Raw genomic sequence first — 14,458 nt, 5'->3', positions numbered from 1 at the left:
ACCAACGAACTCCTCGCTACTGGAAGTTACGACTGGTCGGGATGAGCGACCAATGAATCCTCCACTCCATCCGCTGAGAGCGCGGTGAGTGCTACGTTGTCCTCGTTCACGTCCATCCCGACAACCGTCCGTGAGTCCTGCTTGTCTCGGACGGTCTGCTCAGTGTTGATGACGTTGACGTGCAACTCGGGATTGTCGTCGTGGAACAGGGCTTCTGCCGTCCCAATCTTCCACTCATCACTCGTGAGTGCGGTCTTGAGAATGTCGAGGTGGGCGTCGTCTCCTTCGAGAACGCCCTTGACGTGCTTGTAGGGTTTCGCGCTGATTCGGAACGCCACGTCACCGTCGTCGGTGGTCGACAGGTTGTACCCTTCCTCGTAGTTTGCTCGGAGCGGGTACGCACCGTCCTTGGTGTGGCTCGGCTGGCCGAAGTCGTCGTACTCGTGGTAGTTTTCCATCGCCCCGAGTGCTTTGGCGACGACACGCTGAGTCGTGTTCTTCACGAGACTTGCGTCGTCAGCCACGCGGTCGGGGATTGCATCCCAGTCCACGCCTTCTTTGGCGAGGCGAATGGTTTCGTTGTACGCTGACCGCGCTTCGAGGCAGGCGTCGTACAGCAGGCTCTCGTTGTCACTCTGGATGTCGAGCTGGAAGTCAAGCGTCTTGACGAGAGCCTGTACGTCGGTCATTCTTCGTCTTGTTCGGTCGGTTCTGAGGTGCGGACGACTTTCACGTCTGCGCCACGCCAGCGTTTCGGGACGGTGACGTGGGCGCTGTTCCCGAACGGCTTGACCTCACCGTCCAGAACTTCCTCGCCGTCGATTTCAAAGCGATTCGACATACCTACGTATATCCTTTGGATATACTTAAACGTGGTGGTTAGTCGGGGATAGTGTCGGGCTTCACCCCCACGCACGGTGGCGCGGGGCACTCGCCCTTGCTAACAAATGTAGACGAACGTGATGAACGAGACGAACGCGGGGCCGTCAGGTGAGATTACGTCAGGTCAGTTCAGGTTCGAGTCGTTCGGTACGGGAGGAATCACTCGTCTCGAGCGTCGTACTCGAGGTGAACCTGTGCGTCACCGAGCAGGCGGAAGTCCGTGATGTCACCTTCGAACCAGTACGCGTCGAGCCAGTTGCCGACGGCACCGCGAACCGTCCCGTCCTCGATCTCGTCCTCGTCGTCGATCGAGGCACCCATCCGTTCGGCTTTCGTGACCGATCCGTCGACCGTGAACGAGTACGTGCTCGGTTCGGACGCTTCGCGGCCGTCGATCACGAGGGCGTGGGGGAGACGGTCGGGGTCGTCGCTTCCCTCGGTGTCATCGCCCTCGTCGTCCTCGCTCCCGTCGGTTTCGTCCTCGTCCCACGAGCCGACACCCTCCAGCGCGCTCAGATCGAACTCCTGGCCGTTGACGACGGCGGTAACGGTCGCGTCCGATTCGACGGCGGTGATCGCCCCGTCGACGTGGAAGTCGTCGACGTAGCCGCCGAGATAGCCCGCGATCTCGAATTCGTCGCCGTCGGACGTGATACCGTCCCGGTACGGATCGTCGGGGTTCGTGTTCGCGTACTCGCCCGTTTCGGCGCTACCGAGCCCGGAAATGCGGTACTCGACGGCCTGGCTTCCCGAACCGGCCTCGAGCTCGAGGTGGTTGGCGGCGTCGTCGCGCCAGACGTCGTCGATGGACCGGTCCTCGTCGTCGGGCTCTTCGGGCGGCGACGGGTCGGGGGTAGAGCCCGAGCCCGAGGCGGCGTCCTCCGCACTGAGCGGAACGCCCGCGACGTCCGATGGCTCGAAGCGCTGTGGCGAGCCGACGGATTCGCCGTGGATCGCGTTGAGCGACGATTTGCGCACGCGAGCATCGTCGAACCGGCAGTTTTCGACGGTCACTTCCGCACCCGTCTCCCAGCCCGCGCCGGCCTGGATGTCGCGTCCGGCCCGCGCACCGGAGAGGTCGCAGTCGATCAGCGTCGGGTTGTTGTAGAAGCCCCAGAAGCCGCGGTCGCCGCCGACGGCGACGCAGTTCTTCAGGGTCGAGCCGTCGGTGCCGAGCCGGAAGTTCGAGGCCTGACAGTCGGCGGCGAAGGAGTTGCTGATGTGGACGTCACCGTTACCCCCAGGGATCGAGTGGTGATCGGGGTTCCCCGGTGCGCTGGCGTAGATCGCGTTGTCGGGACAGTTCTGAATGTTGACCCGATCGATGTGCAGCGTGCCGCGGTGGCGCGGAGAGACGAAGATACCGGTGATCCCGGGGTACGTGTTGTCGTTCTCGTTGCCCATGAAATAGAAGTTCTCGATGTGTCCCTCGGCATCGGGGCTGTTGACTCGGCAGGCGATCACCTGGTTCTTCTCGAAACTGTCCCAGTTCCCGCGGAGACCGACGTTTCGGATCGTCCAGTCGTCGGCCATCGCGTTGATGTTGAACGACGCGTTGTCAGCCGTGATGTCGATCAGGACGTTCTCGAACGTTTCACCGTCGCTCAGCGTTTTCGTTCGCGTCTCACCTGGCCCGAGTTCGATCACGTCGTACTCCTCGTTGCCGCCAGCTGCGGCCGCGTTGCCAGCAGCGACCGACGCTGCCGCAACGCCCCCGGCCACCTTCATGTACGATCGACGACCGAGTAATGAGCTATTACTGCCTTTTCCGCCGTCTGTAGGCGCTCTATCGGACGCTTTGCCGTCATCCAGTTCCGCAAAGTCGCGTGCCATGCGTCCGGTTAACTGAATCATAACGATATAAGTTTTATCTTCCAGTAGGTCACATTCGATTAAGTATTCATCAATTCATGAGGATACATTCATGGAATAATGAATAAAGTGCCATATTGTTAAATATTCCATGAGGTGTCTGCGCCGGGACCGGGGGAGACCACGAGTCACGACCGGATACGAACCGTTTCAGCAGCGCACTCGAGAGGAGTCAACCAGCCCGTTCGGTAACAGGACCCACGTCGCTTTCGCCGAGAGCAAGGACTGTGGGCGGAACGGCCCCGAATAAATACCGGATTACTCCCCGGAACGAGCTAGTTCGGGGAACTCGCGTCGGAGATCGCCTCGTCGCTCTCCCCGTTGGGGAGCCACCGTCGGACGAACGGAAGCGAGACGCCGACCGTGTCCTCGAGGACGTCGACGACGACCGCGTCGTTGGCCTCGAGGCCGCCGGCGACGGCGACGACGCACAACGACGTGAGGCCGGCGACGACCAGGAACGGACCGATCGTCAGCACGGAGATCGAGATCGCCGGTGCCAGCACGTACGCGACCGGGAGCAAGACCGCGGGAAGCGAGAGATACGTCCGGTTCGCGGCGGGTGAAAACGGCGTAATCCCGTACTGGACCGCAAGGACCGTACAGATCACGAGATGCAGCGAGATCAGCGATGTGACCGAGGCGAACCCAGCGCCGAGGAATCCGTAGCGCGGGATGACGATCAGGTTGATCAAGACGTTAAGCGCCAGTGCGGCGACGTTGCCGACGGCGATCCAGGAGGTCGCGCCGAGTGCCGACAGCGTCTCCCGGTCGCGTCCGGCAGCGGCGCTGAAGAAGAAGCCAGCCGCGAGAACGGGCAGGACGGTCGCCGCGTCCGCGTATTCGGGCCCGAAGAACAACCCGATGACGTCCTCCGGAAACACGACGAACAGCAGGAACGCCGGGAAGGTAACGACGTAAACCCATTTCGTCGTCGTCGCGTAGATGTCGTCGACGGCCTCGCGGTCGCCTTCCGCGTCGAGTCGCGAGGCGATCGGGAGATAGAGGAACCCGAAGGCCGAGAGGACGACGAGTAACCCGCCCGCGATCGGGTAGGCCGCGTCGTACATGCCGACCTCGTAGGAACTGCGGAAGTAGCCGAGCATCAGGGTGTCCGTCCGGGTAAGGAGGATGCTCACGACGGTCGAGACCACGAGCGGCGCGGAGAACCGGACGAGTTCGGGCACGTGCGTCCTCACGTCCCCGACCAGCGGCATGAGCCGTCCGAGCAGAACGTGGGCGACGACCAGCGCGATGACGGACGCGAGGAGATAGGCGACGCCCGCGGCTGCGATTCCGAAGCCGGCCAGCAACAGTGCGGCGATCAGCCCGATCCGCAGGCCGGGATCGAGCACGTCGCGGACGACGGTCCGATAGACCGTGTTCTCGTGGCCACGAATCCCCGCGACCGCGATCCGAAAGCCCGCGACGAACGGGAGCGAGACCGCGAGCAGGCGGACGAACGTCACCGCCTCTCCGGTTTCGAACAGTCGATCCGCGAGCGTCTCCGCGAAGAGGAACATTGCGGTCCCGAACGCGACCGACAGCGGAATCGCAACGAGCAGTCCGCTCACCCAGACGCCGCGCTTGTCGGACGTCGAGTCGTACCGCGGAATGAACCGGGAAACGCCCTGGGTACAGCCCGCCAGTGCGATCGTCACGGAGACGGTCAACAGCGCGAGTCCGACGCTGACCTCGCCGTAGGCATCCGGCGAGAGCAAGCGACCGATGACGATCCGTTCGGCCAACTTGGCGGCCGAGCCCATGATGCCGCCGACCATCACGATCGCCGCACTCGAGAGCAACGCGGAGAGTTCGCGCGCCTGGTCGGCCATCAGAGGTACCCGAGGTCCTCGAGTCGTTCGGTCACTTCGCCGTCGTCGGCGGTCGGCTCGACGGTCGTCCGCCCGTAGGGGATGTCGCCGTAGTCACTTCGGCGGACGTCTGCCGAGAGGACGCCGGGCGGTACCGACCCCGTCATCCGTTCGGGGACCGGACGGTCGAGTAGCGCCATCGCGATCGGGGCGACGTCGGTGAGCGAGAACCGATCCGGTCCGGAAGCTGAGAAGGCGGGTCCGGCACCGATGAACACGCCGTCGCGCTTGTGGTTGTACGTGTCGACGCTCACGAACCGCCGCCCGTAGAGGGTACTCGAGACGAGGTGGTTCATGTCGGTCGGGAGGAAGCAGACGTCCGGCGCCCGGTCGACGTAGGGGCCGTCGTAGAGCTCCTCGCGCCGGCAGACGTACTCGAAGACCGGCTCGCCGTCGGGCGTCTCGAGGTCGCCAAGTATCTCGATGATCTCGTCCCTGGTCGACTCGTAGGCCGACTGTGGGACGACGCCCTGGGAGTCCCGGCCGGCGACGTTGATCCGGACGCCCATCCGGGTGCCGTCCGCGCAGTACGCCCGGGAGTTGCGCCAGTCGACGCTCTCGGTGGCGGCCGATTTGACGTCGTCGGGGGCCAACCGGAGCAGGGTCGACTCGAGGCCGACGCGCTCGGCGGCGGCGTAGACGTCGGCCGGTTCGACGCCGACGCGTGAGGCGAGGCGTTGGCCGGCACGGACGGTCCCCTCGAGGAGGGGCGAGGACCCGTTGCCGCCGTTCCGTGCCGTTTCGGCTCTATCGTCGGCCGGCCCCGGACCCTGGCTCGGGCCCGGACCGCCGGAGCCGTTACCCTCGACCAGCGATGCCTTCTCCGTCCCGATGGTCGGTCGATCCGTCTCGTCGGTCGTCTCGACGAAGCCGTGATCCCGGAGGACTTCGTTGACGTGAACGTTGTAGCCGGTGACGGGACCGATCCCGTGATCCGAGCAGACGACGACGTTGACCGCGTCGTCGTCGACCGCCTCGAGCACGTCGCCGACCAGCCGGTCCGCGGCCGCGTAGATCCGTCGAAACGCCTCGTCTCGCTCGAAGTTGTGGAAGACGGCGTCGGTCTTCTGAACCTGTAGGACGGCGAGTTCCCACTCCTCGCGCTCGACCAGTTCGACCGCCGCGCGTCGACGTTGTTCGATCAGGTCGAGGTAGCCCTCGAACTTCTCGTCTTTGTCGTCGCTGACTTCCGCTCGTGAGTAGATGGTGTACTCCTCGCCGATCGCTGCCGACAGCTCGTCGCGGATCCCCTCCGGATGGCCCGGGTCGTCCTCGACGGCGAGGTAACCGGGCACGAGCGCGCCCTCGATCGGCTCGGCGGGATGGGTCACGGGGACGTTCATGACGATCGATCGACCGCCGTCCCGGGAGTGAGAGAGGTAATCCCAGAGCGCGGGTCGGCGAACGTCGCTGCGGGAGACGAGTTGCGCCTCGTCGGGGTAGCCGTCGTAGGCGAAGAACCCGTAGACCCCGTGGTGGCTCGGATCCGTGCCGGTGTACATCGAGGGCCAGGCGCTGCCCGTCCACGGCGGGTGGGTCGACTCGAGGCGCGCCTCGAGGCCGCGTTCCCGGAGCCGCTGGAGGTTGGGGGTGGCGTCGGCGAACCGGTCCACGTAGCGGAAATCGAGCGCATCGAGTCCGATGACGACCGTCTTCATCGTTCCCGCCCCCTCCACGAGGTTGCAGAGACGATCGGAGCGTGACTCGGGGCCGGGTCGATACCGTCACCGTCGTGGTCGACACGTCGCTTTCGAGTCGGGTCGTTCGGCCGATTCATTACTCGAACGGACCGTCGTCGCGTGCTTTGTTATCGCGCGGTTTCGGGACAGTAGTAGCTCCAAAACCCGGCCGCCCCGCGGTGTGGCGAGCCGATCAGGCGGGACTGTCGCCGCCGTCGATCCAGTAGAGGTGGAACTCGCCGTTCGACCGGAGTCGATCGACCCCCGGCTGAGAGTCGACCGCATCGAGTTCGCTCTCCGTGTGCCGGAGTTCCCGGTAGGCGACTGTCTCCCGCTCGTAGTCGGACCTGGTGAGGACGAGGTACCGATTCTCGTCGTACTGCTCCGCGAGATTCGAGCCGAGTCCGCCCTCGGGAGGCCCCTCGTGAAGCCGCATCCGATCCTCGTTTCCGTTGATCGCGTCGTCGTATCGGTTCGGACCGTTCCGGAGCCCGACGAACGGCACGTCCTCGACGCTCTCGTCGAACGCAGCCTCGTAGCCGCCCATCTCCGCCTCGCTGACGTGTGGCGACGCGTTGTACGTGTACGGCGAGGGGAAGACGGCCGCAAGCGAGAGCACGAGCAACAGCGCGAACCCGACCGCGAACAGCGGTCGACCACCCGGCAGCCGCACGCTCATCCTCGAGCGGGGCCCTCTCGAGTCGGTCGCCCACGCGTAGAGCCCGAACAGCGCGATCGAGCCCAGAACCGTGACGAAGACCATCATCAGTCCGAACACGCGGAAGTGCATCGTCGAGTCGGGGGCGACGAAGTAGATCAGGAACAGCGGTCCCAGCCCGAGCAGGGCGACGGTGAAGTACGTCGTCTCCGGTCGGACCCGCCGCAGCAGCGAGGACCGCGAGATCACGATCCCCGTCACCAGCGCGGCGGCCAGCAGCGTGAACACGAGCTGTGCGAGAAACAGCTTGACGAACACCTCCGTCAGGCTCCCGCCGATCGCGGACAGCGACGCGCCCTGTGCCGCGACGGTGTCGGCACCGCCACGGCCCTCGAGGAGGAACTCGACGGCAGCGCCGAGGTAGTGCCCGGCCATCCCGCTGAAGAAACCGTGGTTCGACGTCCAGACGAGAAAGAGCGCGATCAACAGGAGCGTGTGGCCGTAGACGGTCGACTGGCCGGCGACGCGCCCGTCGCTCGCGACGCGGCGTGCGAGGAACTGAACGAGGGCGATCCCCGCCAGGGCGACGATCAGGTGGGCCACCAGCTGTGGGTGGTAGACGACGGTCGCGACCGCGGCCAGTGCAAGGAGCGTGCCGGTCGCCGAGACCGTCGCGGTCGTCCGGTCGGCACGGACGTACCGGATCAACAGGTAGAAAAACAGCGCCGAGAACATGACCGCCTGCGACATCGCGTGGGCGGACATGTACATCGAGATGGTCGTCACCGGCAGGAGGAGGAAACCGGCGAACGTCGCGATCGTGACCGCTCGCCGGTCCTCGACGATCGTGCCGACGCACAGCGGGACGAACGTACAGAACACGAGCACCGCGAGCAACACCACGTAGAGCATCGAGCGTGCCAGCGGCGTCCCGAGGACGGAACTGGTGAGCACGGTCACGGTGTGAATCCCGGGGTAGTAGAGGTCGAACGGAACGATCGTCCCTTCGCTGATGGCCCGGGCCCAGCCGAGGTGGGTCAGGGAATCGTGACGGCCGAAGAAGCGGTAGCCGCGGACGATCGGCAAGCCGGCAAAGAGGGCCATCGAGAGCCCGCCGAGCAGCAGGGCGACGGGTCTGGTCCTCGTTCTCGTTCTCGTTCCCGTTCCGGTTCGGCCCCTCGAGTCGTCGGTCCGGTTCTCGCTTCCGCCCGGCGGGACGAACGCGACGGTCAGGGCGATCGCCGCCGCCAGCAGGAGGCCGGCCCAGACCAGCGGCGGGGTCGAGGTGAAGATCGACAGTTCGTACCCCGTCGCCGGGGCAGAACGAGCCAGGAAGGCGCTGCCGGCGAGGGCCAGAAACCCGATCGCGAGGGCGAGTTTCCTGAACGGTTCCGCGTTGGCGACTGTGTGGGGAGACATTCGAATTGCTCCGTCGTTGTCCCGTCGTAGCCCTTGTTATTCTCCGCATTCCGGACGTGTGATGGAGGCTACCGCCCGAACCTCGATCGGACCAGCAGGACCGTCGAGCGCCCGTCGAATGGGCGGGAGACCGGTCCGCGGTCGCTGGTCTCCGGGCGGGCCCGTAACGGAGCATAGCCGCTCGAGCGGGACCGAACGATCGGCCTCTCTCCGATCGGAGACTGCGACGGGAAACCGACGACGGACATGCGGAGGAAGGAGGGAGGCACCTGCGAAAACGAACGCTTCGAAGAAAGGTGACCTCGAGCGTCGGGTCGCCGATCGTCGCTCGTTACTCGACCTCGGGATCGTCCTCGATCTCGACCCAGAAGTGGGCGTGCCGGTAGGCGTCGTCGGTCGTCGGGTCCTCCGGCACGTCGCCGGCGAACAGCATGACGGCGATCCGGACCTCGCCCGCCTCGGCTTCGGGCGTCACCTCGCGGTCGCCGCGGGCAGTCGCGCCGTCGGCCACGCTGTAGTCGACCCGGCGGAGCTCGTTGCGCTCGAGAACGGTGCCGTCCCCATCGACCCACTGTTCCTGGACAACGACGGTGTACTCCATCGATTCGCCTTCCTGGTTCTCGACGGCGATCGTGACCGGGATCGACTCGCCGGGTTCGACGCTATCGGCGTGATCGCCGACCACGTACTCGCCGGACTCGTCCTCGGTGAGCAGGCGGAGATCGGTGTATCGCTCCCCGTCCTGTGGCGCTGCGAGTCCGTACCCGACGGACGTGAGCGCGAGGAGTACGCTGACGACCAGGACGAGGTTGATCGCGGTCGCAGTCAGCGATCGACTCCCGAAGATCGCCGCGCGGAGCCGTCGGAGCTTGCCATCGAGTCCGAGGCAGTACCGGTCCCGCGGGGAGACGCGAATCCGACGGATGGCGGCGAACGCGGTCGTGACCAGGACGAATCCAGTGACGGTGCCGACGATCGTCGTCGTCTCGAACCGCCAGGAGAGGGCGGCGATTCCCAGGCCGAGCAGCGGCAGCACCGCGAAACTCAGCCCGAACGCGAGCGCGGCGCGTTCGGCGTCAGTCGGGGACTCGGTCTGGCCGATTAGCGAGCCGTCGCCGCCGTCGGTGTCGGTCCCGGTGTCGACTCCAGCCCCTCGAGCACGGGGGAACAGGGTCGAGACGACGGCGTACCCCGGTGCGAGAAAGAGCAGCGGGGCTCCGACCGCGGCGCGGAGGACCGGCGACGAGACGTCGACGACCGCAAGGAGCGTGGCCGCTGCGAGGGCGAATCCGGTCAGCCCGACCAGGTCGGTCGGGACTCCCGCGAACGGCCTGCGGCCGACGCCGAGCGGTCGTACCGTTCGAATCAGACGTTCCTTCATCCATCGACGCGTCGACCGGTTCGGGCATTGTTACTGGTCGCATAACCGACTGTCAGGGATCGACGACCGTTCGGCGCTCCGAACGATGGTCGGACACACCCCCGCGTTAGCGTTGTGGAACCGCGAAACTGTCGTCCCGTCGCCCGTCCACACGCAGCGGAGCGACCGCTCCCCGGACGACGGCGGAAATCGGGCGCTTACAAAGTGCCCTCGTCTCGAGGTCGTCTCTATGAACCAGCATCGACGAGCGGGCGGTACGGAACTCCGATCGCACGCGGTCCAACGCGGGCGCGAGACGGCGGTCGACCGGGGAGGGAACGAATGAGCGTCAACGTCCGCCTCGCGACCGAGGAGGACCGGGATCGCTGGAACGGCTACGTCGAGCGCTCCCCGCAGGGCCGGTTCTGGCACGAACTCGAGGCCCTCGAGATCCAGGCCGAGTACGCGGGCGCAACCGTACACCCGCTGATCGGGTTCAAGGGACAGGAACCCGTCGGCCTCTTTCCGGTCTTCGAGATCGACAAGAAGGTCGTCACGACGGCGTTCTCCCCGCCGCCACACCTCCGGGTTCCCTATCTCGGCCCCGCGTTCCTGAACATGGGGAAACTGAAACAGCGCAAGCGCGAGAGTCGGAGACAGGCGTTCGTCGACGACTGCGCGGAGTGGATCCGGTCGGAACTCGCGCCGAAGTACAGTCACGTCCGGACGGCGACGGCGTTCGAGGACGCTCGCCCGCTCGAGTGGAACGAGTACGAGGCGTCGCCGGAGTACACCTACGTCGTCGACCTCGAGCGCGACCGCGACGACCTCCTCGGGTCGTTCAGCAGCGATGCGCGGAGCAACGTCCGCAACGCGGACGAGGACGCCTACGAGATCACGGTCGGCGGGCGCGAGGAAATCGAACTGATCGTGGACCAGGTCCGGAACCGCTACGAGTCCCAGGGAATCGACTTCCGCGTGCCGGCGGCGTTCGTCCTGGATCTCCACGAGCGGGTCGAGGGCGGCGAGATCCGCCCCTACACGCTGCGGGTAAACGACGAGTTCGTCGGCGGCATCCTCGCGGTCGAATACGGCGACACCACGGGGCGATGGCTCGGCGGCGTCCGTACGGACGCCGACGTCGACCTCCCGACGAACGACCTGCTCGACTGGGCCATCATGGAGGACGGCATAGAGCGCGGCCTCGCCGGCTACGACCTCGTCGGCGCGGACAACCGCCGGATCAACCGGTACAAGGCGAAGTTCAACCCCGATCTGCGGACCTACTACAGCCTCGAGTACGGGACCTGGGGGATGCGACGGATCGCGTCGCTGTACGATTCGGTGAAGTAGCGGCTGGGTCGTTTTCACGGACTCTCGTTCGATCGGTCGATGGCTGGTCGGTGGCTGACCGACGGCTGGTTGGCGGCTGATCGATAGCTGGTCGACGAATGGTCGACGCTCGAGCGATTCGTTTCGAGTGATCGTCATGGTATCGAGTCGATCATCGAGCCGTCGGTTCTCCTCGCCCGAACGACGGGGCCGATCGCGACCACGGTATCGGAGCCGGGAACCGATCGAAAGGGGCCCCGCGAGCGCCGACGAACCGCCGAAAGCGACGGATTCGGCGCGTAACCGCATCCATAACCAAGGCGGATCCTCGCGGACGTTCCCTCGATGGACGACCGATCCTCGCTCCGGACGCTGCTGGTCGGTATCGACGCGGCCTGCGAACGGGTGCTCGAGCCGCTCGTCGCCGACGGCGAGGTGCCGACCCTCGAGTCGCTGATCGACGATCCCGACGTAGCGAGCGGCCCGCTCGAGTCACAGATCCCGCCGTGGACGGCCAGCGCCTGGCCGTCGCTGTACACCGGGAAAAACCCCGGAAAACACGGCGTCTACGGCTTCCTCTCCTTCGATGGCTACGACTGGGACGTAGTCAACGCGACCGACGTCCGCGAACGGGCGCTGTGGGAACTGCTCTCCGATCGTGGACTCACGAGCGTCGTCGTCAACGTCCCCGTCACGCATCCACCCCGCGAGTTCGACGGGGCGCTGATCCCGGGGTACACCGCGCCGGAAGACCCGGGCTGTCACCCCGAGGGGTTGCTCGACGACGTTCGCGAGGGGATCGGCGAGTACCGCGTCTACCCCGACGAGGACGGCGACCGCGCCGAAACCTACAGCGACTGCGCTCGAATGCGCGGCGAGGCGTTTCGCTACCTCGCCGACCGGTACGAGCCGGAGTTCGGCTTCCTCGAGTTCCAGGTCACGGACTCGATCTTCCACAAGGAACCCGACAACGACGCGGCGATCCGCGAGATCTACCGGGAGGTCGACCGCCAGGTGGAAGCGATCCTCGAGGAACACGACCCGGACAACGTGATCCTCACAAGCGACCACGGAATGGGACCCTACGACGGCCAGGAGTTCCGTATCAACGAGTTCCTCCGCGACGAGGGGCTCGTCGAGACCGAGCGCGGCGGCTCGGGGATGCCCACCTGGGCGACCGTTCGCGACGACTCGCTCAAGCAGGGCGAGGATCGAACCGACCGAGATCCCGGGCTCGGCGAGCGCGCCATGGCGTCGGCCGCCCGGCTGGGACTGACGAGCCAGCGCATCGGGGCCGTTCTCCGCCGGTTCGGGCTCGGGGAGGTGGTGGCGAGCTACGCGCCGACCGGGCTCGTCAATGCCGGCGCGACCCAGGTCGACTTCGAATCCTCGCGCGCGTACGTTCGTTCCCGAATCGAACTCGGCGTCCGCATCAACCTCGAGGGGCGGGAGCCCGACGGCGTCGTCCCGCCCGCGGAGTACGAGGCAGTCCGGACGCGGGTCATCGACGCCTTGCGGTCGGTGCGGACCCCCGAGGGCGAGCGGGTGTTCGAGACGGTCGCACCCAGGGAGGAGTTCTTCCACGGCCCCGAGACGGACGATGCCGTCGACGTCGTGGCCGTTCCCGCCGAGTTCGATCACTTCCTCTCGGCGACGCTGCGCGGCGACTGGTTCGGTCCGCCCGCCGAGCCCTGGAACCACAAACTCGAGGGGATCGTCGCCGCGAGGGGTGCGGACGTAGACGAGGCGGCCGGGATCGGGGACGCCCACCTGTTCGACGTCGCGCCGACCGTGCTGGCGACGCTCGACGTGCCGATCGACGACCGGATGGACGGCACGCCGCTGCCCTGCGTCGACCCGTCGGGCTACCGCAGTTACCCCCGGCTCGACGACGACCGCTCGGTCGCGACGGCCGACGACGCGGTCGAGGATCGGCTGGCGGACCTGGGCTACCTCGAGTAAGCGTCGGGAGAGGTCGGCGGGATCGAGGGGTGGACGTGGACGACGGCCACGGAAAAGGCGAGGGCGAAACACAGATTTACGGCAGTGACCGAGTAAGAACTGTACGATGATCCGTCGCGTCGACTCCGGTGTTCGACCCCGGACAGGGGCTCCAGCAACGTCGGACTCGAGCGACAACCCGGGGGTGATCCCGGCGTGACCGACGCCCTGCCCTCGGACTCGGGCGCCGCGGAGGACTGCGACCGCGACCGCGTCGCCGTCGCCGACGCGGTCGACGCCTACCTCCAGCGCAAGTCGGTCGGCGACCCCGACGGCTCCGGGGCCGGTGCGTACGCGGCCAAGGCCGGATCGATCCTGCACCGGTTCGCCGACTGGCTCGAGCGGGAACACGACGTAGTCGCGATCCGAGCGCTCGAGGCCGATCACATGCGCTCGTACGCCCGCGAACTCCGGGAGCGAGCCGACGGTGGGACGTACACGGCCTCGACTGCCCACACCTACTACGCCGTCGTCCGGGCGTTCCTCTCGTGGTGCGTTCGCGGGGGAATCGTCCCGGAGAACCCGGCGACCGACAGGGACGCCGAAGCGGCGCTCCCCGACGCCTCGAGCGCCTCTGCCGACGACGACCGCTGGAGCGCCGACTCCCGGCGACGCCTCGAGCGCTACGTCCGCGAGCGCGCACTCGAGGCCGACCGGGAGAATCCCGACGAGCGACGGACCTGCCTTCGCGAGTACGCGATGGTCGCCCTGCTCGCACACTCCGCGGTCCGGGGATCGGAGCTGTTCCGCGTCCCCGAAGACGACCGCCGGGCGGGCGCGACGTGGGACGACGTCGACTTCTACGACGGGACGATCCGCGTGCTCGGCAAGTCCCAGCGACAGGAGGACGTCACGCTGCTCGCCCCGGCCCGGACGCCGCTGCGCCGGTACGGCGTCGTCCTCGACCCGCCGTCGAACGACTGGCCGCTGTTTCCGACGCGTCACGCCCCCTCGATCGCTCGTCGGGTACGCGAACGGCTCCGGGAGCGCGGGCACGACGACGACGAGATAGCGGCGATTCTCGAGGACCGGACGGCGACCGAGGTGGCACGCGAACGCGCCATCGCGCCGCCCGCGATCACGACCGAGGGAGCCCGGTCGGTGCTCAAACGCCTCTGTGCGGACGCGGGGATCGAGGTCGACGGCGATTACCTGACGCCGCGAGGTGTCAGCGGCAACACCGGCAACGACGCGGACGGCAGAACGGCGGCCGAAGGGGAGCACGGCGGCACGCGCGACCGGCGCGAGGCGACGCGGTCGAAGCCCGCGCTTCGGACCTCGAGCGAGGAACGAGCGATCGCCGTTCCAGAGCGGCGGCCGTCGTCCGTCGCGGAGTCGACGGACGCGGAGTGAGTCGGGAGGTCGTCTCCCCGGATCCCCG

General features: G+C 66.7%; 9 protein-coding genes and 1 pseudogene. 3 read left to right on the top strand and 7 right to left on the bottom strand.

Annotation, left to right across the window (positions count from 1 at the left end):
• Window positions 1-47: 47 nt before the first annotated feature.
• The 7 genes and pseudogenes from CHINAEXTREME_RS16745 to CHINAEXTREME_RS16715 form a co-directional block, all read right to left on the bottom strand.
• A pseudogene (locus CHINAEXTREME_RS16745) lies at window positions 48-689 on the bottom strand (RNA-guided endonuclease TnpB family protein); the annotation flags it as partial.
• Window positions 686-841, bottom strand: coding sequence for a DUF2080 family transposase-associated protein (locus CHINAEXTREME_RS16740; protein ID WP_004056662.1), 156 nt, complete (start codon window positions 839-841; stop codon window positions 686-688). The gene CHINAEXTREME_RS16740 and the pseudogene CHINAEXTREME_RS16745, both read right to left, overlap by 4 nt.
• A gap of 200 nt (window positions 842-1,041) precedes the next feature.
• A complete protein-coding gene (locus CHINAEXTREME_RS16735; protein WP_029601725.1) occupies window positions 1,042-2,715 on the bottom strand; it encodes a hypothetical protein in 1,674 nt (557 codons plus the stop codon).
• Between the two features lie 314 nt (window positions 2,716-3,029).
• Entirely contained in the window at window positions 3,030-4,589 is a 1,560-nt protein-coding gene (locus CHINAEXTREME_RS16730) for a flippase (RefSeq protein ID WP_007142970.1), read from the bottom strand.
• Window positions 4,589-6,286: an alkaline phosphatase family protein gene (locus CHINAEXTREME_RS16725; protein ID WP_029601724.1), complete on the bottom strand. Its 1,698-nt coding sequence runs from the start codon at window positions 6,284-6,286 to the stop codon at window positions 4,589-4,591. The genes CHINAEXTREME_RS16730 and CHINAEXTREME_RS16725 overlap by 1 nt, the downstream gene beginning before the upstream one ends.
• 214 nt (window positions 6,287-6,500) lie before the next feature.
• A complete protein-coding gene (locus tag CHINAEXTREME_RS16720; protein WP_007142968.1) occupies window positions 6,501-8,384 on the bottom strand; it encodes a hypothetical protein in 1,884 nt (627 codons plus the stop codon).
• Between the two features lie 331 nt (window positions 8,385-8,715).
• Window positions 8,716-9,765 (bottom strand): DUF1616 domain-containing protein, encoded by a 1,050-nt coding sequence (locus CHINAEXTREME_RS16715; RefSeq protein ID WP_007142967.1) that lies wholly within the window; start codon window positions 9,763-9,765, stop codon window positions 8,716-8,718.
• Between the two features lie 321 nt (window positions 9,766-10,086).
• Here CHINAEXTREME_RS16715 and CHINAEXTREME_RS16705 point away from each other — a divergent pair, with 321 nt between their 5' ends.
• The 3 genes from CHINAEXTREME_RS16705 to CHINAEXTREME_RS16695 all read left to right on the top strand — a co-directional run bounded on the left by CHINAEXTREME_RS16705 (window position 10,087) and on the right by CHINAEXTREME_RS16695 (window position 14,430).
• Window positions 10,087-11,097, top strand: a complete 1,011-nt coding sequence (locus CHINAEXTREME_RS16705; RefSeq protein ID WP_007142966.1) for a lipid II:glycine glycyltransferase FemX — start codon at window positions 10,087-10,089, stop codon at window positions 11,095-11,097.
• A 324-nt stretch (window positions 11,098-11,421) separates the two neighbouring features.
• Window positions 11,422-13,038 carry an alkaline phosphatase family protein gene (locus CHINAEXTREME_RS16700; RefSeq protein ID WP_007142965.1) on the top strand — a complete coding sequence of 539 codons (1,617 nt, stop codon included), beginning with the start codon at window positions 11,422-11,424 and terminating at the stop codon, window positions 13,036-13,038.
• 195 nt (window positions 13,039-13,233) lie between these two features.
• Window positions 13,234-14,430 carry a tyrosine-type recombinase/integrase gene (locus tag CHINAEXTREME_RS16695; RefSeq protein WP_007142964.1) on the top strand — a complete coding sequence of 399 codons (1,197 nt, stop codon included), beginning with the start codon at window positions 13,234-13,236 and terminating at the stop codon, window positions 14,428-14,430.
• Window positions 14,431-14,458: the final 28 nt, after the last annotated feature.

This window comes from Halobiforma lacisalsi AJ5 (assembly GCF_000226975.2).
Lineage (GTDB): Archaea > Halobacteriota > Halobacteria > Halobacteriales > Natrialbaceae > Natronobacterium > Natronobacterium lacisalsi.
Note: the sequence above shows the minus strand (reverse complement) of the source record. Positions and strands in the feature narration are given on the sequence as shown.

Excerpts from the sequence above, each read along its gene's own strand:
- CHINAEXTREME_RS16740 (WP_004056662.1), bottom strand. The coding sequence starts at position 841 with ATGTCGAATCGCTTTGAAATCGACGGCGAGGAAGTTCTGGACGGTGAG.
- CHINAEXTREME_RS16735 (WP_029601725.1), bottom strand. The coding sequence starts at position 2,715 with ATGGCACGCGACTTTGCGGAACTGGATGACGGCAAAGCGTCCGATAGA.
- CHINAEXTREME_RS16730 (WP_007142970.1), bottom strand. The coding sequence starts at position 4,589 with ATGGCCGACCAGGCGCGCGAACTCTCCGCGTTGCTCTCGAGTGCGGCG.
- CHINAEXTREME_RS16725 (WP_029601724.1), bottom strand. The coding sequence starts at position 6,286 with ATGAAGACGGTCGTCATCGGACTCGATGCGCTCGATTTCCGCTACGTG.
- CHINAEXTREME_RS16720 (WP_007142968.1), bottom strand. The coding sequence starts at position 8,384 with ATGTCTCCCCACACAGTCGCCAACGCGGAACCGTTCAGGAAACTCGCC.
- CHINAEXTREME_RS16715 (WP_007142967.1), bottom strand. The coding sequence starts at position 9,765 with ATGAAGGAACGTCTGATTCGAACGGTACGACCGCTCGGCGTCGGCCGC.
- CHINAEXTREME_RS16705 (WP_007142966.1), top strand. The coding sequence starts at position 10,087 with ATGAGCGTCAACGTCCGCCTCGCGACCGAGGAGGACCGGGATCGCTGG.
- CHINAEXTREME_RS16700 (WP_007142965.1), top strand. The coding sequence starts at position 11,422 with ATGGACGACCGATCCTCGCTCCGGACGCTGCTGGTCGGTATCGACGCG.